Origin of the sequence: Modicisalibacter coralii (assembly GCF_004117855.1) — a bacterium.
In the GTDB taxonomy this organism is placed as follows: domain Bacteria; phylum Pseudomonadota; class Gammaproteobacteria; order Pseudomonadales; family Halomonadaceae; genus Modicisalibacter; species Modicisalibacter coralii.
The window spans coordinates 198,682-215,441 of record NZ_QWBW01000007.1 but is presented as its reverse complement, the minus strand read 5'-3'; the positions used below and the strand labels follow the sequence as shown (position 1 = coordinate 215,441).

Here is a 16,760-nt window from a genome sequence, read left to right as displayed (position 1 = left end):
TCGTTATGGGGTAGCGGCCGCGGGCTGAGTCTCGCCGCCCAGGCCGTGGATGAGTTGCTCGATGCTGGCGCGCAGGGCGCCGGTCATCAGCGTGAAGTCGGCCTCGAGGCGCACGACCGGGTCGCCGTCGTCCTCGACCTGGGCGGCCTCGTCGAGCGCCCCGTCGGCGAAGCGCAGCGACTTGATGGCCAGGTCGTCGTGAAGGACGCAGGAGACGCGCTCGTCGATGGTGATCGCCATGCGGGTGACCTGGCGGCCGGCTTCCAGCGCGGCTTGAATGTCCTCGGCGTCGAGATCGGCATGCCGACCGGCGATGGTGCTCTCGTCGCCGGTGGCCTTGAGCTGAACCTGGTCGCCGATCTCCAGCCAGGCCGGGCGATCCTCGGGCTGGCGCAGCCAGTCGGTCATGGCGCGTACTGGCGTCACCTTGGTGGCCAGCGGCGTGACCTTGAGCGAACCCAGGGTCTGGCGCAGCAGGTCGAGCACGTCCTCGGCCCGGGCCCGGCTGGCGGCGTTGACGGCGATGAGTTGGCGCTCGGTGTCCCACCACAGGTCGATGCGCTGGGTGCGCACGAAGGCGCGGGGCAGGAACTCCTCGTAGATCTGTTCCTTGAGGGCCTGCTTCTCCTGGCGGCGCAGCGGGCGCCCCTCGCTGGCCTCGCGATCGGAGACGCGCGCTTCGAGTTCCTCGCGGACCACGGAGGCGGGCAGGATGCGTTCCTGGAGCAGGGCGGAGAGCAGCCGGTGGCCCTTGACCTGGTGGACCAGCTGCTCGCTACCGCGCCCGGCCGGGGCGGCCCAGCCGATGCGCTTGGCCTCGCTGCCACCGAGCGGCCGGTAGGAGGATTCAGCCAGACAGGCGCCCAGGTCACGGAGCGGCAGGACGGGAAGGTCGTGGACGCGGTAGAGGTGGAGGTGTTTGAACCACATATCAGGCATCCTCCTCTTCCAGTTCTTCGAGCTCTTTCTTCACGACCGGCCAGCACCTGGGGCAGTAGTGCTGGTATCCATCGTTGGGATCGACGTGCCAGCCAGCGGCGGTCACAGACGAGTCGTAGGCGTCCTCGATTTCCCGTTCGGCGCAGCAGTTGAGCGCGTCACACTGGACGGTGGTGGTGATGGTCATGCAGCGTTCTCCTCTTCCTCGAGCGCGTCGAATAGCGACGGCATGGACATTTCCTTGGCGGCCGCCGCGCAGTAGCCGGCGCCGTCCATGAAGTAGGCGGGGCTGAGTTCGCAGCCGCGGCCGCGCCGTCCGGCCTTGATGGCGCAGTAGGGGACGGTCATTAGGCCGCCGAAGGGGTCGAACACTTCCTCGCCCTTCATGCTGTACTGCTCGATGCAGCGCTCGACGATGTCGAAGGGCAGCGGGCACAGGTGCTGTTCCTTGCCCTTGCTGGCTTGGCTGGTGTTCAGCGAGCGCATCCGCACCACGTCGGCCCACACGTCGGGGTGCCAGGACTGCGGCTGCAGCAGCATGAAGGTGGTCGGCAGCCAGCCGGTCTCGTCGACCGCCTCGGCGATCTTCACGTCGTGGCGGAAGTCGTAGACCTCCTCAAGGCTGTGGCGCTTGAACAGCTGGAAGATGGCGGCTTGGTCCATGCCCTCGAGTTCGGCGGGGTTGAGCAGCCGGTCACCGCTCGATCGCATGAAGCCGTGGGCGTCCATCTGCCACCTCGCCCGGCTGTACTCGGCCTTGTCCTTGACCACCGGCTCGTCGGCGTAGCCATTGCTGGGGTCGCTGGGCGGCTTGCGAAACACCAGCAGGTATTCCGGGGTTCCGTTGCCCATCCGGCTGCCGTCCTTGCACTGCTCGGTCCAGCCCAGCCGGTAGGTCTGATTGTTCTCGCGCACCACGTCGGTGACGATCGTCTTGCGGGCCAGCAGCGCGAAGCCGTGCTTGATGAAGTTGGCGATCGTCTCGTCACTGAACGGGTGCACCGTCTGAAAGCCCAGGCCGTTGATGCCGCCGGGCACGATGCGGTCCTTGACGTGAATCGCCGCGACCCGGCCAGGCTTGAGCACCCGCAGCAGCTCCGGTACCAGGTAGTCCATCTGCGCCCAGAAGTGGGCGTTGTCGTCGGTGTGGCCGAAGTCGTTGTAGCTGGGGCTGTACTCGTACTGGGTCGAGAACGGGATGCTGGTGACGATCAGGTCGATGCTGTTCTCGGCCATCGCCCGGGTCTCCAGCACGCAGTCGTTGTTGACCACCGTGTAGCCGTCGCCCGAGGCCTCGACGCGCTCGATGCCTAGCGACCGGGCCAACTGGTCGTTGAGGGCGTGCTGGGTGAGGCCGAACTCGCGAATGATCTTGCTCATGGTCTCCACCTGGTGCTCGTGCTGGCGCCACTTGCGTTGCAGCTCCTGCTGCACCTGGATCTCGGCCTCGGTATAGATGAGGTCGATGCGCACCTGGTGCGTCTGCTGGAAGCGCTGCAGGCGGTGGATCGCCTGGATGAAATCGTTGAATTTGAAGCCGATGCCGAGGAACACCGCCCACCAGCAGAAGCGCTGGAAGTTGCAGCCGCTGCCGGCGATGGAGGGCTTGGCTGCCAGTTCCGGGTAGCGGCCCTCGCTGAAGTCGATGATCGCCGCCTCGCGCTCGTCGAGGTCCTGGCTGCCGTAGACGCTGGTGATGCCCGGTATCGCCTTCTCGATGGCGTGCCGCTCGGCCTCGAGGTCGTGCCAGATCAGCCGGTGGGCGCCGGGATCTTCGGCGCGGAGATCCATCAACTTGGCGACCCGAGCCTCGAGGCTGTGGCGTTTCTCCCGGGCGGCGTCGACCACGCCGATCGCCGCGTTGGCGAAGAGCCGCCCCTGGCCGTCCTTCTCGCTGCCGGCCTCGCTGTGGTCGCTGGGGATCTCGTGCCAGCGGATGTCGAGCTCCGGCAGTTCGTAGCCCTCGTCGCTGAATCCCAGGTCACTGGGACGCTGGACGAACAGGGCCCAGCTGGCGACCCACAACCAGAACTCGCGCTCCTTGTGGGGGTGGATGGTGAGCTTGTCGGCCTTCTCGCTGTTGCGGCGGAAGAAGCGCGTCTTGGCCTGGCCGACATCCATGATCCCCAGGAAGGCCGCGTAGGCGAGCAGCTCGATGTAGTCGTTGGGGCTGGGCGTGGCCGTGGCCACGAAGCGGTAGGGGATGCCCGGCCGCTTCACCCCGGTCTGGCGATCGTCACCGGCGAATAGGGCCATGAACTCGCGAAACGTCTTCGTGCCGCCGAAGCCGCGCAGGCAGGACGCTTCGTCGAGCGATGCCACGCTGAAGGCCCGCGGGTCGAGCTTGCCGTCGCGCACCGTCTCGTAGTTGGTGAGGTAGATGCCCTCGGGGTCCTTCGCTTCCTCGATGCGCCGAATAAACTTCGGTACCGGCGCCCGCCGTTCCGGCTCGTCGCCCAGCCAGGCGCCCAGTTGCTGGCGCTGGTCATCGGTGATGTGCGGGTGATCGCCGGTGCGCAGCATCCAGGCGTCGCGGATGAATTCCTGCCGCACACCCAGGGGGATGACGATCAGTACCATGCCGCCGGCGCGCTCCCGGCAGATCCGCACCGTCTCCAGCTGGATGACCGACTTGCCCAGGCCGAAGCTGGCGAAACAGCCTCGGCGCCCGCCGTCGACCAGCCACTGCACCATGGCGCGGTGGTGGTCCTTCAACACTGGGTTGAGATCGGCCGTGGCGACCGGCGCGCCGAACACCGGCGCCGGCGGCACCTTGGCCTCGAGGAATTGCTGGTAGTCCATGAGGGTCTCCGTCGTTGTGCCAGCGCACCGGTCAGGGATCAGTCGTCAAGGAATCCTTGACCGCTGCACTGGGACGAAAAAGCGCCCGGCCGTCGCCGGGCGAGGTATGCAAGGAATTGAGGGTGCTGCCTGTCCAAGGGCAGCGGGCTGGCGCCGGTGAGGGCGACACCCCGCTGGTCTCGAAAAGGGCCCCGGTGACACCCACCGGGGCAATACGCAACGAGAGAGCCGAGCAGCCCAGGGGGAGGCGCTCGGGTGATGCCAGGGGCATCGGGAAGGGCTCTTGGCGGTGCTCTCGCTCTTGCTTTATCCGCACATTGCAGGGGTTTCTCCTCCCCCGGGCACTCTTCAGAACCCTTCCCGATGGCCAGCAGATTTCACGCGCTGCTGGCGCCGCGTTCGGGGTCCACATTGATAAAGAGCAGCAGTCGTGCCGGTGTTGCCGTGGCACGCTGGTCGTTCGTTAAACGGCGACTTCGTGATTGATGACGCCGCGCTTCCTGCGGTTGAGCCGCATTGGGATGAGCTGCCAGTTCCCATGCCAATGCAGCCCACACACGTTCTCGTCGACGACCGGCACGATGTGGTCCACCTCGAAGGTGATGCCGGTCCATTCCTCGTACTGCCGGGCCAACTGGCGCAGGTGCTTCCAGCGCTCCCGCTCGTAGGCCTGCCATACCGGGTCGCTGACCTTGAGCGTCCCGTTCTCGATCATCCGGCGCCGACGGCGCTTGCTGGCCATGGACTTCAAGTGGCACCGCTGGTGGAACGAGCGGAAGTAGTCCGGATTCGCCGCCTGATACCGCGCGTTGTAGGCGTCGATGTGACCCTTGTTCTTCGCCCTCCACTTCTTGAGGCGCGCCGCGTGGCACTCCAGGCACTCACCGCAGCGCGTGTAGCGCAGGGCGATGTGGCCGTGCTTGCAGGGAACGCCGGTGAAGAAGTGCTTGATGCCTCGCTCGCTGGCGGTCTGTCGGTCGATCAGATGCAGTTGCATGGCGTCCTCCCGGTTACTGCTGGGCGAGCTGCTCGCCGCTGGCGCTGGTGTAGCTGGTGCACTCGTCGGCGCGGTGGTCGTAGTCCGGATGGCCGAAGCGCTGGGCCGCCGGGACGCCGCGGGCGGCCATTTCCTGCCACTGCTGGACCGCATCGCAGTAGTCGGCCTGGGCGGCCTGGCGAACCTCGGCATCTGAGGGGCCAACGACCAGGGCCCAGCCCAGGCAGGCGAGCATGGCGATCAGCAGTAGGGCGCCCGCGCCCAGGAGGCCGGCCACTCCGCGGTCGGAATCGGTCATCCAGCTCATGCGACGTCCTCCCGGTAGAGGGTGATGTTGCCGTTGTTGTGGAGCTGCTCGAGCATCCAGCGCAGCCAGTGGCGCGCCTCGTACTCGGTGCGGTGCGGTTCGCAGGTGACGATCACCACCAGGTGCCCGGTGCTGGGCACGCGGAACGCGGGGCGGTACCCGGCGCGCGGTGAGCCGGCGACGGCCTCGCGAGCGAGGATCTCGGTCTCGGGGTCGGTGATGCCGCTTTGCTGGGCGTGCTCGCGCCAGGCGTGGGCGACGTCGTGGACGGCATACGTGAACAGGGTGTCGGCGGTCATGACGGCTGGCCCTCCTGGGTCTCGGCGCGCAGGCGCTCGAGGTGCTGGATGGTCTCGGCGAGTTCTTCGCGCACCAGCTCCAAGGCTCGTTCCGGTGTGAGATTTCCCCAGCCCGGGACGGTGAGGCGGCCCAGGGTGCAGCTGTGCCGCTCGCAGTCGTCTGCCGTCCGGGCACTGCCGACCGGGCAGGTGGTGACGTCGAGCACGAACAGTTTGGGGCCGGTCACCAGATCGGCGCGCGCCTCGTATTTGCCGGCCAGACCGATGTCGATGCACAGGTCATTGATCGCCGCGATCTCGAAACGGATGTGGGTGGGGAGTTTCACGCGGCACCCCCTGTAACACAGGCGAGCTCACGCCGCGCCAGCTTGGTCATGGTCACGGTGCGGGTGCGCGGTTGACGCACGCGCTGCCAGTGGGCGTCCGGCGTCATGGCGCTGATCAGCAGCACCAGGGCCATCGGGGCGATCCAGCCGCGACGGATGGCGATGGCCACGGCCGCCGTGCCGCGCTCGACACCCAGCCGCTGGTAGATGCGGGTCAGGCTGTGGCCGACGGTGCTGGGCGAAACGCCGAACTCGCGGGCGATCTCTTTCTGGGTCATCCCGCATGCCAGGGCCATGAGGTGCTGGGCTTCCCTCGGCGCCAGGCCGCCGGCCTTGCGATTGGGATTGGCGGTGGCCCGCCAGGATCGGTAAGTGAGGTTCATGATTTCCCCTGCGCTGATCTGTTCTCGTAAGTCAGAATGTAAGTAAGCTTACTCTCGCTGTCAACAAGAAATGTAAGCCAGCTTACGCAGCAGGGCGTAAAAAACCCGCCCAGTGGGCGGGCTGTCAGCAGAGGTGAGGAGTTACCAGTGGCAGGCTGTGCGCAAGGGCTTGATCTTTTCCTCGATCCCTTTGATCGGGAATTTCACCTCAACCGGCGATTGATTGAATGGCGTGACACGCATGATTACCTGGTCGTGGCCGAAGAATCGGCGGATGACAGGTATTGCCCGTCCGCCAGACCATAAGCCCAGGGCCTTGTTGTCGGTCGATTCGTGCATGCTCACGGTATGCGCACGATTGTCATCGATACGGTAGGTGACTCTCCCATAACCACCGGAGTCGGCGAGGAAGTGACCGTTCATCTTGACGTAGAGGTTGGTCGAATTCTCCAGGCAGCGGAGATGCAGGGTGGCATAACCGGCGGGGCCACCGTAGGCGCCGGTGTAGATCTCCTCGGAGTTTGTCGTCAGAGCCACGGCTGGGCTGTCATCCATATCCGACGTCCATTGGCTAACATGCCATGGCGACCGTGGTAGCGGCGGTGGGGTATGCTTGGGCTCTGGCTTTTTGGAGGTCGCTGCGGCTGACGAACCGGCGTCAGTGTCGTCTCTCCCGCCGCCAAAGACTGCGTAGAGGACTAGCGCCGCAAGCGCTAACGCTAATATTTTTCCCATGCTTCAGCTCCTTTTTTCTTCTGCGCCACCCCATTTTGACAAAGGTTGAAGTCGAGTTCTGTAAGTAAAAACTGAAAAACCTCTCCTTGATCCCCTGATCAGGCATCCAGCCTCCCCGCGTGCGGCTAGGTATTGTTATGTGTTGCTCTCAGCGTATCCGCATGTCGGCGACCACCACGCCGACCACGCGGCAGTTGCCGTTGATCTGGATGTAGGGCTCGTGCCATGCGGGATTGATGGCCTTGAGCATCTTGCCGCTGCCAGGCTCTTCAATGAAGCGTTTGAACGTGGCCTCACCTGTCTCGGTCATCACCGCCACGACATCATCGCCGCTGTCGGCGATGCGCTCGGGGTCGACGAATATGAGCCGCCCCGGCGGGTATTCGGGCAGCATGCTCTCTCCGACGACGCGCAGCACGAAGGTGCGATCACTGGCGCCGGGCGGTCGTGGGTACCAGTTGACCGCCTCGGGATCGAGTTCGACGTGACAGACCTCGGTCCATGCTCCGGCCTGCACCCATGAAATTTCCGGAGCCAGACCCCGCAATGCAGGGCCTGACGAGACATTACTGTTTGCTTGGTAAGTGCCGGTCTGCTGTGAGACCCCCATATCCGCACCTCCCTTGCCCTCCAAAAGCCAGTCGGTCGAGCACTTGAGCGCTTGGCACAGCTTCGTGAGGTTCTTGCCTGCGATCTGGATCGTCGGGTCGCTTTCCCACTGAGAGATGGCCACGCGGGAGACGCCGACCGCTTTGGACAGCTTCTCTTGCGTGAGCTTCAGCTCTTTCCGGCGGTGCTTTATGCGCGTTGATTGATCACTCATGTAAGCAATCTTACATGCTTGTGAAGTAAGCAGGCTTTCTCTAAGATGCGTAAGCGGACTTACATTCCGGGGCATTCCATGAGAAAAGCTGACGTTATCCATTTCTTCGGTTCCGTAGGGGCGGTGGCAACCGCACTCGGCATCACTAGTCAGGCGGTGAGCCTGTGGCCGGAGACGGTACCTCTGGGCCGTCAATTCCAGTTGGAAAAGATGACTGAGGGAAGGCTCAAGGCCGACACCCCTCAGCCTACCGGCAAGCGCCGCACCGCACAGCGGGCCTGAGCCCCGTGTAAATCCATACAGGGGAACGCCCGCATGAAGAACACGACACCCGATTACGCGAACTGGACGCGCGACGATCTGATCGCCGAGACGATCCGGCTGGCGCTGGCGGCCGATAAGCGCGCCACGCTGGGCGACATGGTCGGCCACCACCAGCTGTGCGAGCGGTTCCATATCGCGCAGTCCTGGCTGATCACCAAGTCGGCAGCCGGGCGTGACGAAGCGGCCGTCGAGCGCGCCCGGAAAACCTGCCAGGGCCACCTCGAGGAAGCCGCCCGCCACCGCGGCGCCCGGCTTGGGACCGGCAAGGCGGTGCCGGCATGAGAACCGCACTGCATATCAGCCTGACGCTGGCGCTGGCGGCCTCGCTGCCGGTGCTGGTGTGGATCGGATTCTTGGGGAGGTACGCAGGATGACACAACTGACACGCGGCCACGGCCGACACTGGTGCCCGATGTGCTGCCGCACGCGCGGTGAGGGCGAGATGACGGTCGTCGACCCGGTGACCCATGAGCGACACACGCTGCTGGCGTGCCGGCGGTGTCAGCTCAGCTCGAGCAAAGCCAACCGCAAAGCACGTGCTGTCGCATCGGTGGGAAGGGGGGCCTGATATGGCTACGAAGCTGAACGAACTTGAGCAGTGGGAGATCGAGCTGGAGCTGGCTTCGGCTCTGAGACGACTCGACAAGACCCGTCGTGACGCAGACTGGCATGAGCTGCTGGCTAGCGAGCTTCGGGGAGAAGAAGCCGAGGTGATCAGCGAAATCCGCAGTATTCGGGAACACCTCGGTCTACAAAATGGACCGCTTCCAGCTCCGATGCTGACTTTCTCACCCGGATATAAGACTAAGCCCTCGGCGGGTTTAGCCCATCGGGACGATGCGGCTCTAACATCTCTTCAGCCTGGCGAGGGCCAAAGTCCATCAGCTTCCCATATGCAGTCCGAAAAGCCGGGTCGGGGAGTTTGAAATGGCAAATTTCGTCATGAAGCGCGAATGCCAGGTCAGAGATAGTCAGGCTTTGCGCGTAGTCGATTTGCCAGTGATGAACTGTCACGGCCCGAAGCATAAGAGCTTGTTGAGTGTCAAGGCTTTGCCATGCGCGCGCATATCTAGCTCTGAGTTCGAGTGCGTAGCATTCAATAACAAACCGCTTGAATGTCGCCAGCAAAGCTTCGTGGAGCTGGTCTCTCGGGAAGGCATGGCCTTCTGGATTAAGGCCAAGCTTTTCAAACTCCTCTTTCCCCAGTCTGATCCAGCATTGATTGAATCCTTGTACCCCGTCGGGAAAGGCTGTTTCGGTCATGTCGTTGCTCCAGTGGGTTGCGTGAGAACTCCCACTTTACCGGGTAACGGTATGACCCTCTATTCAACGGGTAATGGCTATGAGCGTTGAAGCCACCAGCTGGGCGCTCCAGCAGCAGGCGGTGACCGATCCCGGTGCCCGCGCTGTGCTGTTCGGCCTGGCCAACCATGCCAACCACGAGGGGCGCCACGCGTTCCCCAGCGTCGACCTGCTGTGCCGCTACACCGGTCTTGGCCGGCGCACGGTGATCGCCAAGCTCAAGCTGCTGCAGGAGCAGGGCCTGATTCGTCGCGGTAACCAGAAGGTGGCGGCGGCAATCATCGATCGCGCTGACCGACGTCCGGTGGTGTACGACCTGGCCCTGGGCGTTGGCCTCGAGGAGGTCGATCTGGGGGATGAGCAGACCCCGGACATGCCGGAATCACCGGGTGCAGGAAATGCACCCCGTTCAGATCAGCGGGGTGCGCCAAATGCACCCCGTGACGGGAACGGGGTGCAAATGACGACGCCACGGGGTGCAGGAGCTGCACCCGAAACGTCCTTAACCAACCACAACTCTCTCTCTGGCGCGGGCGACGTGTTCGCTCGAGCCGCCCAACAGGGTGACGACGGCCAGCCGCTGACCGCTGGCGCTCACCAGTTCGCGATGACCCTGGACTGGCAACCCGACCCTGAGCACCTGGCCGCGGCGTGCCAGCGTGCCGGCCTGCCTGCCGACACCCGGCCGGCCCCGCACCAGCTCGCCAAGTTCACCGCCCACCACGCCGACAACCCAAGCCGGCGCCACGGCGCGATGGCGTGGACGTCGAAGCTCGTCGACTGGATCCGCAACGACGCGCGCCAGCAGGCCGCCCAATCTCAACAAGCCACCGGAGGTGCCCGCCATGGAACTCGCCAGCAACGTACTCCAGCGCGCCATCGATCAGCCCAAGAAGCCCGCGCCGCAGCCCGAGCCGCAGCAGGTGGCGACGGAGGCGGGGACGTCTTCGACGGCGAATGCACCCCAGGTCGGTGAATCGGACATGGATCACCTGTTCAACGCCATGAGCCAGCTGTTCGGCAACAAGTTCACCAGCCAGTGGGGCGACTGGGACGCGACCGGTGCCTGGCTGGCAGAGCTGGCGCACCTGCCGCGCCGTGCCATTGAACTGGGCCTCCAGCGTTGCCGCGATCAGGTCCGCGATGCGGCCCGCACCGGCGACGAGGCATGGCCCCCGCAGCCGCTGGCGTTCGCCGGGTTGTGCGAGCCGCGCCCGGAGGATCTCGGCCTGCCGACCGTGGCACAGGCCTGGCGTGAGGCGAGCAGCCATGCCCATGACCCGTCGGGCTGGCGCTGGAGCCACGAGGCCGTGCGTCTGGCCGGCCAGGCCGTGGGCTGGTGGGAGATTCAGCACGTCATGCCCAGCCGGGTGGAGCGCCTCGAGCGCCGATTCGCCCGGGAGTACGAGGCATTGATCAATCGCGTGATGGCCGGCGAGAACCTGACCCCGCGCCATCTGCTCGAGCACGACGGTAACCGCAGCGCCGCCGAGCTGGCCGAGCGCGCCAGCAACGAGCAGGCCGCACAGCGCGCGGCGGACGCCGGCCTACCGCCTCGCATGAACGCCGACCAGGGCCGCCGAGCTCTGCGCGCCGCACTGGGGAGGACCTGACCATGCAACCGATCGGAGCACCCACTGGCACCGAGGTATCGCTGAGCGCCTACCTGGCGCACCTGCGCAAGGGCTACCTGGGCCGCCAGCAGCAGACCATTTTGCTGGCGCTGTCGCTCTCGCCCCAGTCACTCACACGCCACCAGCTGGGAGAGCGTGCGGGCATGTCGTTGAGCTCGGTGTGCGGCCGCGTGTCCGAGCTGCTGGATCTCGATTACGTCGAGGTCGATGGCACGCGCAAGGACCCGGGCTCCAGTTCGCCGCGGACCACGCTTCGCCTGACCGAGAAGGGTCGCGCCGAAGCCGCGCGGATCGTGGCGGAGGTGCGGCAGGGATGAGCATGAAGCCGATTGAGCCGGGGTGTTTGTGCATCATCATCCATCCCAAGTTTTTCGGATTTCAGACCACAGCGCTCGAGCGCTTCGGAGCCGGGGAGATTGTGCCCGGCGGCGAAACCTTCTTTGGCGTTCTGGAAGAAGCAGTATGGCGCGTCACTGATGGGCCGTGCGCTGTTCCTGAGGGATGGGATTTCGGCCACATCGTTTGCGAAAGCATGCTGCTCCGCATTGACGGTGGGGAGTCACTCAATACCGAAGCGCGGGAGGCTGAGACGGCATGAGCATGAAACCCATCGACATCCAGAACGCCACGTTGCTGGCACTGCTGCGCACCTCGGGCACGCCCAGCCGGATCACGCTAGACCTGCGCCATGCCGGGTACGCGGTGGCCGGGTACGAGGTGACCCGCGCCCTCGAGACGCTGCGCCGCGACGGGCTGGCGCAGATCCTGACCGAAGAACACCCAGCCGGCGGAGTCAGCCAGCCGGTCTACTCACTCACCGCCGCCGGGATCGTCGAGGCGCGGACACTGCCGGGAGGTAGCCAATGACCCAGACCACCCACCGCGCGGGCGGCCTGCAGTCGCAACGCGCCTGGAAGCTCGGCACCAACGACCGGTTCCGTCTCTACCTCGACCATCGTCGGCGGCATGCCCACGGCCTGAGCACCGAGCAACTGCCCGACGGCACGCACAGCGAGGAGGACGTCGCCGAGTTCATCCGTGAGGCCTGCGGGGTGACCAGCCGGGCCGAGATCGACCACAACCCCGACGCCCGGGCGATGCTCGACCGCATCGTCTCCGACTACCAACTCTGGGAACGGCGCGAGCTCGCTAAGCGCCAGCCGGAAGATCAGGGGGTGGCCGGATGAGCGAGGCAATGCACCCGATCGAGATGGAGGCGCACGTCCTGGCCGAGGATCCACGGTTCTGCGAGTACCTGGACGCCCACCATTCACTCGACAGCCGGTGGCCGCACTCAACCGGCACAGCGGCCCGCTGGCTGCGCGAGCAGTGTGACGTCGACACCCTGGGCCGGATCAGCACCGACCCGGAGGCCGCGGCGGCGTTCGATCAGATCGTGAAGCGGTTTCGGCTGTGGGAACGGAACGAGGAGCTGGAGGTATGAGCTGGCGCACACATGGGCAGCCGGGCCCGAAGCCGGTACGCCGCAAGCGTTCGCTCAATGCCGACGGCAAGCCACGCCGCAAGTCGGTCAACTGGGAGGGGCAGGAACAGGCGGCCTTGATGTTGTGGCTCAGGGGTGAGGCGCATCGGGGTACGCCGGTGGCGCCAGCTTTCGCCAACACCTACGCGGTCCCCAATGGCGGGACACGCCATAGCAAGGAAGCGGCAAACCTGAAAGCTCAGGGAGTGAAGTCGGGGGTGAGCGATCTGGTCATCGCGGTGCCACGCGGTGGGTATCACGGCCTGTACCTTGAGCTGAAGGCGACGCCGCCCCACGGAGCGAGCCTGGCTCAGTCACAGCGTGAGTGGCTGGCGCGGATGGAGGCGGCAGGGTACTGCGCGGCGCTGGCGCGGGGTATCGACGAGGCGCGGGCGGTGATCACCGAGTACATGAGCCGCCCGGCAACCGAGGTGGTCGCCGGGCCGGACCCACTCATCGCGGGGAGTGCCTGGCGATGATGTCACGCGGCATGGACATCGACCTCGACCCGGCGGTCCATCGCAGCGAATGCGTCCTCGATCGCGGCGAGCTTGGACTTGTGGTTGACGTCCAGCAGCCTGTCGATATGCGTCGGGGCGGAGCCCAGTGCCCGGGCGAGATCCGCTTTGCGCCAGCCACGCTCGATCATCGCGTTGGACAGCAGCACCTTGAGTGCGGTGCTCAACGGCAGGGCGACCAGGTGCTCGCCGTCGAGCGTGTTGCTGGGGCCGGGCACAGTGCGCCGTTCGTCGATGTAGATCCCGGCGGTGGTCTCGAGGATCTCGATGGCGTTCTCCAGGGTCTCGGCCACGGTTTCACCTGCCGCAGTGAATTCGGGCAGGTCTCGGGATGTTGCCATGTAGCCGACGGTGTCGGGCTCGATGGTGATGGGGTAGCGCATGCGAACACCTCTTGCGTTCACGGGGTTGTTGTCGACCGGAGGCATGCCGGGTTCGTCGGTGATGGGGCCTCCTTAGAGGCCCAGTTGCTTGATGATCCGTTTCCTGACTCCCTCGCCGATTTCCTTGGCGCCGTGGTAGGGGAGCGGGACCGTCTTTCCGTTGTGAGTCGCCTTCATGCTGTGCCGTCCTTTGCCGGTGGTGACCTCAACGCCGCGTTTCTTCAACCATCTGACGAACTCGTTGTATGTCATGCCTCCTCCTCGATTCGATGAACTCAGTATACACACAAGTGTGGCGAAACGCAACAGAAGTGTTTAATTATTTGAAGGGGATGCTATGCGCCAGATCGAGGACATGGGTATCGGCGAGTTGCTGGGGATCGTGCGGCGCGAGCCGGAGGGGCAGCGCCGGGAGCGGGCATTGTCGGCGGCGCTGGCAGCGCTGATCGAGGTGGAGGTGAGCTGGCGACTGGACCTGCGCCACCAGAACCCCGGGTATCACCAGGCGAGCAGCATCGCCGGGATGGGCGAGGGGCGCGGGCAACTGACCGGCCGGGTTGACCACGTCGGCCAGGCGGCGGAGCGGTACCGGTATGCCTGCCGCTGGCGCTCCATGGCCGAGGCGCTGCTGGCGCACCTCTCCGAGCGCCAGCGTATGGCGGTGCTGCTGTGCGGGTATGCGATCCCTGAGCATCGGCACCAGCGCCGGGCGGTCGGGCAGATCGCGCTGCATCATGCGGTGCTGGCCGGGGAGCGGGGGTTATCGCTCGCCGAGGTGTGCGACGCGCAGCTGGTCGTCCTGCGTCGGCTGGGCTGGGCGCCGGGTGCGGGGTATGCGGCCGGGGAGTGCGTGGCGTTCCGACCAGTGGTGTGGGCGCTGGCGCCAGTGCGGCACAACGCCTGGCGCTCGCGCCAGCGGATGCGCCAGTTGGCCCCGGGCGATCGGGTGGTGTTCAAGAGCGTGCAGAGCCTGAAGCAAACGACCAAGCGGGCGAGGGCATCACTACTATCGGTGGTAGAGCAACAGGCTTTTTCGGCTATATAACCACAATATGTTGTAATTGCGACACCGCGGTGCTAGTGTTCAGCTATGCTTGTGATCCGTGCGCCTCGACCACTCCGGTGGCCGGGGCGCCGTCGTTTCTAGCGGGTGAGTCAGACGGTAAAGACGCCGGGCTCATATCCCGGAGAAAGTGGTTCGACTCCACTACCCGCTACCAGTTACGCCGCCCGGCCGTGCGTTCCCCGCGCTCGTTCCCCATGTCCCGTCGGGCGGCACCTATCCCGAGGCCTCGTCATGCCTGCCTATGCACCGCGCACCTGGCTCGGCGAGGCCGAGCTGGTCCCGTTCGATCCGCCCGTTGACCCCGCAGCCGATGACGCCGGCAACCTGGCTGCATTCCTCGACATGCTCGCGCATGCAGAGGGTACCGTCCGTTTCGGTGATCAGGACGGCTACAACGTGCTGGTCGGTGGTGGCCTGTTCCACAGCTATGCCGATCACCCGCGTCGCTCGATCTGGCTGCCGGCCTACGGCATCCACAGTACGGCGGCGGGGCGTGCCCAGTTCCTCGAGTCGACCTGGGACGATCTGGTTGAGCGTTTCGGCTTCACCGACTTCACGCCGGCGAGCCAGGATGCCGCCGCCACGCAGCTGATTCGCCAGTGCAAGGCACTGCGGCTGATCTACGACGGCCGCATCCGCGATGCCATTCATGCATGCCGCACGATCTGGGCGAGCCTGCCCGGCGCTGGCTATGGGCAGCGAGAGGTGGCCATGGCTGAGCTGGTCGACGTGTACCGCCAGGCCGGTGGGCACGTCGCATAACACGATAACCCTTCCGGTACGCGGGCAGCTCATGAGGTGCCCAACGATGAACCGTAAACACGAGAAACGCGCCATGCAGGAACGTGATCCTGAACTCTGGCAGCGGGTGATCGAGTATCTGCCCAACCTGGCGGCGGCGCTGCTGACGTTTGCCATCGCGCTGTTCCGGGGCCTGCAGGACGGCGGCCCCTGGAAGAAGGCGATGTTGGGGGCTCTGGTCTGTACGCTGCTCAGCGTCGGGCTGTTCCCGCTGTTTCAGGCCCTGGCGGATCGCTATGACCTGGCGCCGTCGGTGGCCATCGCTCCCTGCGTGTTTCTGGGATTCCTGGGCACGGAGTGGATGCGCAACAAGGCCGACGACATCTACGACATCATCGTCGGTCGGTGGCGCCGGTGATCGGCAAGCTGCTGCGGCTGGTGCCCGGCTGGGCGTGGTTGGCGTTGCTGGCCGCCGTGGCTGGCGCCCTTGGCTGGTGGCGCATCGAGGCGCTCACCGCCCAGCGGGATGCTGCCCGGGCTCAGGCCGAGAAGTCCGAAGATCTGGCCGCCGCGCTGCAGAGCGCGCTGGACTACCGCCGCGCCGAGGCCCAGCGCCTGAATGCCGCCCTGGCTGATCGGGAGGCGGCGCTGTCCGATGCCAACGAGCAGATCGACGCTAAGCGCCGCGACCTGCGCCAGATGGAGAAAACGGATGCCGAGACTCGCGACTGGGCTGCTCAGCCTCTGCCTGTTGGCGTTGGTGACTGGGTGCGCCGGCTCGGTGAAGACCGTGCCGGTGGTGATGACGCCGAACGTGCCGCCGCACCTGCTGACACCTCTACCGGCGCCGCCTCTGACGAATGAGAGCAACGGCGGGCTGCTGGATCTGCTGGCCGCTTACGAGTCGCTGCGGCGCCGGGCCAACGCCGATCGGCTGGGTGTGAGCCAGATCCTGCAGAGGATGGATGACGACGATGCCGAGTAAGCGGCCACGCCCATCGAACTGACATCGCCCGCGCCGCGGGCATAGGAGGCGATATGCCGCTGCCGAACACGGCATGGGGAATCACGAAGATCCTGCTCCTCGCGGTGGTGGTTGTCCCGTATCGGTACGTGAGGGACAAGATCACGGCGGCCGCGCGATGGATCGAGCGCAAGTGGCGCAAGGTGCGCTGAATGCCGAGCAGGCGCGTCCGCACCACGCTGATGCAGAAAATCGCGGGTCCTTCCGGACCACCCCAAAGCCAGCCATGGGGACGGGCAGTCTCCCGGCTGCCGAGAATTTTCGCTTCTCTCATGATCGTCAGCAGGTGACGCCGATGCCTTCCAAGCCGCCACGTCCGTGCCGCGCCGCCATGTGCCCGCGCAAGACGACCGCCGGGAATGGCTACTGCGCGGATCACCAACACCTGTCTGCCGCGTGGCAGAAGCCAAGGCAGAAGGGCAGCGGTCGAGGCGGTCGCCCCTGGCGCCGGAAACGCGAGCGGATCCTGCAGCGTGACAACTACCTCTGCCAGCCCTGCATGCGTGCGGGTCGGGTGCAGCCGGCCAGCGAGGTGGACCACATTGTTGGGCTGGCCGCCGGCGGTACCGACGATGACAGCAACCTCGAAGCCATCTGCCGGGCATGCCACAAGGTGAAGACGGCACAGGAGGCCCAGACCGGCCGCCAGTGAAGCCCGGTGCACTACGATGGTG

30 protein-coding genes and 1 tRNA gene are annotated in these 16,760 nt (G+C 65.6%); 18 read left to right on the top strand and 13 right to left on the bottom strand.

The window, feature by feature from the left end:
* Positions 1-3: 3 nt before the first annotated feature.
* From D0901_RS03130 to D0901_RS03085, 10 genes are all read right to left on the bottom strand, one after another.
* Positions 4-930 carry a recombination-associated protein RdgC gene (locus tag D0901_RS03130; protein WP_129138826.1) on the bottom strand — a complete coding sequence of 309 codons (927 nt, stop codon included), beginning with the start codon at positions 928-930 and terminating at the stop codon, positions 4-6.
* 1 nt (position 931) lies between these two features.
* On the bottom strand, positions 932-1,126 hold the full coding sequence (locus D0901_RS03125; protein WP_129138825.1) for a hypothetical protein: 195 nt from the start codon (positions 1,124-1,126) through the stop codon (positions 932-934).
* Positions 1,123-3,741: a DNA methyltransferase gene (locus D0901_RS03120; protein ID WP_129138824.1), complete on the bottom strand. Its 2,619-nt coding sequence runs from the start codon at positions 3,739-3,741 to the stop codon at positions 1,123-1,125. The genes D0901_RS03125 and D0901_RS03120 overlap by 4 nt, the downstream gene beginning before the upstream one ends.
* 463 nt (positions 3,742-4,204) lie before the next feature.
* A complete protein-coding gene (locus tag D0901_RS03115; RefSeq protein ID WP_129138823.1) occupies positions 4,205-4,738 on the bottom strand; it encodes a hypothetical protein in 534 nt (177 codons plus the stop codon).
* Between the two features lie 13 nt (positions 4,739-4,751).
* A complete protein-coding gene (locus tag D0901_RS03110; RefSeq protein WP_129138822.1) occupies positions 4,752-5,045 on the bottom strand; it encodes a hypothetical protein in 294 nt (97 codons plus the stop codon).
* Positions 5,042-5,344, bottom strand: coding sequence for a hypothetical protein (locus D0901_RS03105; RefSeq protein WP_129138821.1), 303 nt, complete (start codon positions 5,342-5,344; stop codon positions 5,042-5,044). The genes D0901_RS03110 and D0901_RS03105 overlap by 4 nt, the downstream gene beginning before the upstream one ends.
* Positions 5,341-5,670 carry a hypothetical protein gene (locus tag D0901_RS03100; RefSeq protein ID WP_129138820.1) on the bottom strand — a complete coding sequence of 110 codons (330 nt, stop codon included), beginning with the start codon at positions 5,668-5,670 and terminating at the stop codon, positions 5,341-5,343. Before D0901_RS03100 ends, D0901_RS03105 begins: the two co-directional genes overlap by 4 nt.
* Positions 5,667-6,053, bottom strand: coding sequence for a response regulator transcription factor (locus D0901_RS03095; protein ID WP_129138819.1), 387 nt, complete (start codon positions 6,051-6,053; stop codon positions 5,667-5,669). The genes D0901_RS03100 and D0901_RS03095 overlap by 4 nt, the downstream gene beginning before the upstream one ends.
* Before the next feature lie 141 nt (positions 6,054-6,194).
* A complete protein-coding gene (locus D0901_RS03090; RefSeq protein WP_162500811.1) occupies positions 6,195-6,608 on the bottom strand; it encodes a type VI secretion system-associated protein TagO in 414 nt (137 codons plus the stop codon).
* Positions 6,609-6,936: 328 nt separating this feature from the next.
* On the bottom strand, positions 6,937-7,611 hold the full coding sequence (locus D0901_RS03085) for a LexA family protein (protein ID WP_162500810.1): 675 nt from the start codon (positions 7,609-7,611) through the stop codon (positions 6,937-6,939).
* Positions 7,612-7,689: 78 nt separating this feature from the next.
* On the opposite strand from D0901_RS03085, the gene D0901_RS03080 reads away from it, so the two are divergent.
* Together D0901_RS03080 and D0901_RS03075 are read left to right on the top strand one after the other, a co-directional pair.
* Complete coding sequence (locus tag D0901_RS03080; protein ID WP_129138816.1) at positions 7,690-7,893, top strand: Cro/CI family transcriptional regulator; 204 nt, start codon at positions 7,690-7,692, stop codon at positions 7,891-7,893.
* A 33-nt stretch (positions 7,894-7,926) separates the two neighbouring features.
* Positions 7,927-8,217, top strand: a complete 291-nt coding sequence (locus tag D0901_RS03075) for a hypothetical protein (RefSeq protein ID WP_129138815.1) — start codon at positions 7,927-7,929, stop codon at positions 8,215-8,217.
* 522 nt (positions 8,218-8,739) lie between these two features.
* Here D0901_RS03075 and D0901_RS03070 read toward each other — a convergent pair.
* Complete coding sequence (locus tag D0901_RS03070) at positions 8,740-9,198, bottom strand: hypothetical protein (protein WP_129138814.1); 459 nt, start codon at positions 9,196-9,198, stop codon at positions 8,740-8,742.
* Between the two features lie 79 nt (positions 9,199-9,277).
* Here D0901_RS03070 and D0901_RS03065 point away from each other — a divergent pair, with 79 nt between their 5' ends.
* Genes D0901_RS03065 through D0901_RS03035 form a run of 8 tightly spaced genes read left to right on the top strand, consistent with a single transcriptional unit; the run spans position 9,278 to position 12,833 of the window.
* Complete coding sequence (locus D0901_RS03065; protein WP_162500809.1) at positions 9,278-10,213, top strand: DnaT-like ssDNA-binding domain-containing protein; 936 nt, start codon at positions 9,278-9,280, stop codon at positions 10,211-10,213.
* 7 nt (positions 10,214-10,220) lie between these two features.
* Positions 10,221-10,850 (top strand): replication protein P, encoded by a 630-nt coding sequence (locus D0901_RS20860; protein WP_162500808.1) that lies wholly within the window; start codon positions 10,221-10,223, stop codon positions 10,848-10,850.
* 2 nt (positions 10,851-10,852) lie between these two features.
* Positions 10,853-11,188: a MarR family winged helix-turn-helix transcriptional regulator gene (locus D0901_RS03060; RefSeq protein ID WP_129138812.1), complete on the top strand. Its 336-nt coding sequence runs from the start codon at positions 10,853-10,855 to the stop codon at positions 11,186-11,188.
* Entirely contained in the window at positions 11,185-11,469 is a 285-nt protein-coding gene (locus D0901_RS03055) for a hypothetical protein (protein WP_129138811.1), read from the top strand. The genes D0901_RS03060 and D0901_RS03055 overlap by 4 nt, the downstream gene beginning before the upstream one ends.
* On the top strand, positions 11,466-11,738 hold the full coding sequence (locus D0901_RS03050; RefSeq protein WP_129138810.1) for a hypothetical protein: 273 nt from the start codon (positions 11,466-11,468) through the stop codon (positions 11,736-11,738). The genes D0901_RS03055 and D0901_RS03050 overlap by 4 nt, the downstream gene beginning before the upstream one ends.
* Positions 11,735-12,058, top strand: a complete 324-nt coding sequence (locus D0901_RS03045) for a hypothetical protein (protein WP_129138809.1) — start codon at positions 11,735-11,737, stop codon at positions 12,056-12,058. Before D0901_RS03050 ends, D0901_RS03045 begins: the two co-directional genes overlap by 4 nt.
* A gap of 8 nt (positions 12,059-12,066) precedes the next feature.
* Positions 12,067-12,315 carry a hypothetical protein gene (locus D0901_RS03040; RefSeq protein ID WP_129138808.1) on the top strand — a complete coding sequence of 83 codons (249 nt, stop codon included), beginning with the start codon at positions 12,067-12,069 and terminating at the stop codon, positions 12,313-12,315.
* Entirely contained in the window at positions 12,312-12,833 is a 522-nt protein-coding gene (locus D0901_RS03035; protein WP_129138807.1) for a VRR-NUC domain-containing protein, read from the top strand. Before D0901_RS03040 ends, D0901_RS03035 begins: the two co-directional genes overlap by 4 nt.
* Positions 12,834-12,835: 2 nt before the next feature.
* On the opposite strand, the gene D0901_RS03030 is transcribed toward D0901_RS03035, so the two are convergent.
* Positions 12,836-13,255, bottom strand: coding sequence for a type II toxin-antitoxin system HicB family antitoxin (locus tag D0901_RS03030; RefSeq protein WP_129138806.1), 420 nt, complete (start codon positions 13,253-13,255; stop codon positions 12,836-12,838).
* 72 nt (positions 13,256-13,327) lie between these two features.
* Positions 13,328-13,507: a type II toxin-antitoxin system HicA family toxin gene (locus tag D0901_RS03025; RefSeq protein WP_129138805.1), complete on the bottom strand. Its 180-nt coding sequence runs from the start codon at positions 13,505-13,507 to the stop codon at positions 13,328-13,330.
* Positions 13,508-13,592: 85 nt separating this feature from the next.
* Between D0901_RS03025 and D0901_RS03020 the strand changes: the two genes are divergently transcribed.
* From D0901_RS03020 to D0901_RS02995, 8 genes are all read left to right on the top strand, one after another.
* On the top strand, positions 13,593-14,300 hold the full coding sequence (locus D0901_RS03020) for a hypothetical protein (protein WP_129138804.1): 708 nt from the start codon (positions 13,593-13,595) through the stop codon (positions 14,298-14,300).
* Between the two features lie 100 nt (positions 14,301-14,400).
* A tRNA-Met gene (locus tag D0901_RS03015) sits at positions 14,401-14,475 on the top strand.
* Between the two features lie 77 nt (positions 14,476-14,552).
* Positions 14,553-15,083 (top strand): glycoside hydrolase family 24 protein, encoded by a 531-nt coding sequence (locus tag D0901_RS03010; protein WP_129138803.1) that lies wholly within the window; start codon positions 14,553-14,555, stop codon positions 15,081-15,083.
* Between the two features lie 46 nt (positions 15,084-15,129).
* A complete protein-coding gene (locus D0901_RS03005; RefSeq protein ID WP_162500807.1) occupies positions 15,130-15,480 on the top strand; it encodes a phage holin family protein in 351 nt (116 codons plus the stop codon).
* Positions 15,477-15,926, top strand: a complete 450-nt coding sequence (locus D0901_RS20855) for a hypothetical protein (RefSeq protein WP_162500806.1) — start codon at positions 15,477-15,479, stop codon at positions 15,924-15,926. Before D0901_RS03005 ends, D0901_RS20855 begins: the two co-directional genes overlap by 4 nt.
* Positions 15,865-16,047, top strand: a complete 183-nt coding sequence (locus D0901_RS21420; protein ID WP_425256165.1) for a hypothetical protein — start codon at positions 15,865-15,867, stop codon at positions 16,045-16,047. The genes D0901_RS20855 and D0901_RS21420 overlap by 62 nt, the downstream gene beginning before the upstream one ends.
* A 53-nt stretch (positions 16,048-16,100) precedes the next feature.
* The gene (locus tag D0901_RS20850; protein WP_162500805.1) at positions 16,101-16,238 is read left to right on the top strand and encodes a hypothetical protein; all 138 of its coding nucleotides are present in this window, start codon (positions 16,101-16,103) and stop codon (positions 16,236-16,238) included.
* Entirely contained in the window at positions 16,220-16,738 is a 519-nt protein-coding gene (locus D0901_RS02995) for an HNH endonuclease (RefSeq protein WP_233440337.1), read from the top strand. The genes D0901_RS20850 and D0901_RS02995 overlap by 19 nt, the downstream gene beginning before the upstream one ends.
* Positions 16,739-16,760 lie beyond the last annotated feature (22 nt).

Excerpts from the sequence above, each read along its gene's own strand:
- D0901_RS03130 (WP_129138826.1), bottom strand. The coding sequence starts at position 930 with ATGTGGTTCAAACACCTCCACCTCTACCGCGTCCACGACCTTCCCGTC.
- D0901_RS03125 (WP_129138825.1), bottom strand. The coding sequence starts at position 1,126 with ATGACCATCACCACCACCGTCCAGTGTGACGCGCTCAACTGCTGCGCC.
- D0901_RS03120 (WP_129138824.1), bottom strand. The coding sequence starts at position 3,741 with ATGGACTACCAGCAATTCCTCGAGGCCAAGGTGCCGCCGGCGCCGGTG.
- D0901_RS03115 (WP_129138823.1), bottom strand. The coding sequence starts at position 4,738 with ATGCAACTGCATCTGATCGACCGACAGACCGCCAGCGAGCGAGGCATC.
- D0901_RS03110 (WP_129138822.1), bottom strand. The coding sequence starts at position 5,045 with ATGAGCTGGATGACCGATTCCGACCGCGGAGTGGCCGGCCTCCTGGGC.
- D0901_RS03105 (WP_129138821.1), bottom strand. The coding sequence starts at position 5,344 with ATGACCGCCGACACCCTGTTCACGTATGCCGTCCACGACGTCGCCCAC.
- D0901_RS03095 (WP_129138819.1), bottom strand. The coding sequence starts at position 6,053 with ATGAACCTCACTTACCGATCCTGGCGGGCCACCGCCAATCCCAATCGC.
- D0901_RS03090 (WP_162500811.1), bottom strand. The coding sequence starts at position 6,608 with ATGGATGACAGCCCAGCCGTGGCTCTGACGACAAACTCCGAGGAGATC.
- D0901_RS03085 (WP_162500810.1), bottom strand. The coding sequence starts at position 7,611 with ATGAGTGATCAATCAACGCGCATAAAGCACCGCCGGAAAGAGCTGAAG.
- D0901_RS03080 (WP_129138816.1), top strand. The coding sequence starts at position 7,690 with ATGAGAAAAGCTGACGTTATCCATTTCTTCGGTTCCGTAGGGGCGGTG.
- D0901_RS03075 (WP_129138815.1), top strand. The coding sequence starts at position 7,927 with ATGAAGAACACGACACCCGATTACGCGAACTGGACGCGCGACGATCTG.
- D0901_RS03070 (WP_129138814.1), bottom strand. The coding sequence starts at position 9,198 with ATGACCGAAACAGCCTTTCCCGACGGGGTACAAGGATTCAATCAATGC.
- D0901_RS03065 (WP_162500809.1), top strand. The coding sequence starts at position 9,278 with ATGAGCGTTGAAGCCACCAGCTGGGCGCTCCAGCAGCAGGCGGTGACC.
- D0901_RS20860 (WP_162500808.1), top strand. The coding sequence starts at position 10,221 with ATGGATCACCTGTTCAACGCCATGAGCCAGCTGTTCGGCAACAAGTTC.
- D0901_RS03060 (WP_129138812.1), top strand. The coding sequence starts at position 10,853 with ATGCAACCGATCGGAGCACCCACTGGCACCGAGGTATCGCTGAGCGCC.
- D0901_RS03055 (WP_129138811.1), top strand. The coding sequence starts at position 11,185 with ATGAGCATGAAGCCGATTGAGCCGGGGTGTTTGTGCATCATCATCCAT.
- D0901_RS03050 (WP_129138810.1), top strand. The coding sequence starts at position 11,466 with ATGAGCATGAAACCCATCGACATCCAGAACGCCACGTTGCTGGCACTG.
- D0901_RS03045 (WP_129138809.1), top strand. The coding sequence starts at position 11,735 with ATGACCCAGACCACCCACCGCGCGGGCGGCCTGCAGTCGCAACGCGCC.
- D0901_RS03040 (WP_129138808.1), top strand. The coding sequence starts at position 12,067 with ATGCACCCGATCGAGATGGAGGCGCACGTCCTGGCCGAGGATCCACGG.
- D0901_RS03035 (WP_129138807.1), top strand. The coding sequence starts at position 12,312 with ATGAGCTGGCGCACACATGGGCAGCCGGGCCCGAAGCCGGTACGCCGC.
- D0901_RS03030 (WP_129138806.1), bottom strand. The coding sequence starts at position 13,255 with ATGCGCTACCCCATCACCATCGAGCCCGACACCGTCGGCTACATGGCA.
- D0901_RS03025 (WP_129138805.1), bottom strand. The coding sequence starts at position 13,507 with ATGACATACAACGAGTTCGTCAGATGGTTGAAGAAACGCGGCGTTGAG.
- D0901_RS03020 (WP_129138804.1), top strand. The coding sequence starts at position 13,593 with ATGCGCCAGATCGAGGACATGGGTATCGGCGAGTTGCTGGGGATCGTG.
- D0901_RS03010 (WP_129138803.1), top strand. The coding sequence starts at position 14,553 with ATGCCTGCCTATGCACCGCGCACCTGGCTCGGCGAGGCCGAGCTGGTC.
- D0901_RS03005 (WP_162500807.1), top strand. The coding sequence starts at position 15,130 with ATGAACCGTAAACACGAGAAACGCGCCATGCAGGAACGTGATCCTGAA.
- D0901_RS21420 (WP_425256165.1), top strand. The coding sequence starts at position 15,865 with ATGACGCCGAACGTGCCGCCGCACCTGCTGACACCTCTACCGGCGCCG.
- D0901_RS20850 (WP_162500805.1), top strand. The coding sequence starts at position 16,101 with ATGCCGCTGCCGAACACGGCATGGGGAATCACGAAGATCCTGCTCCTC.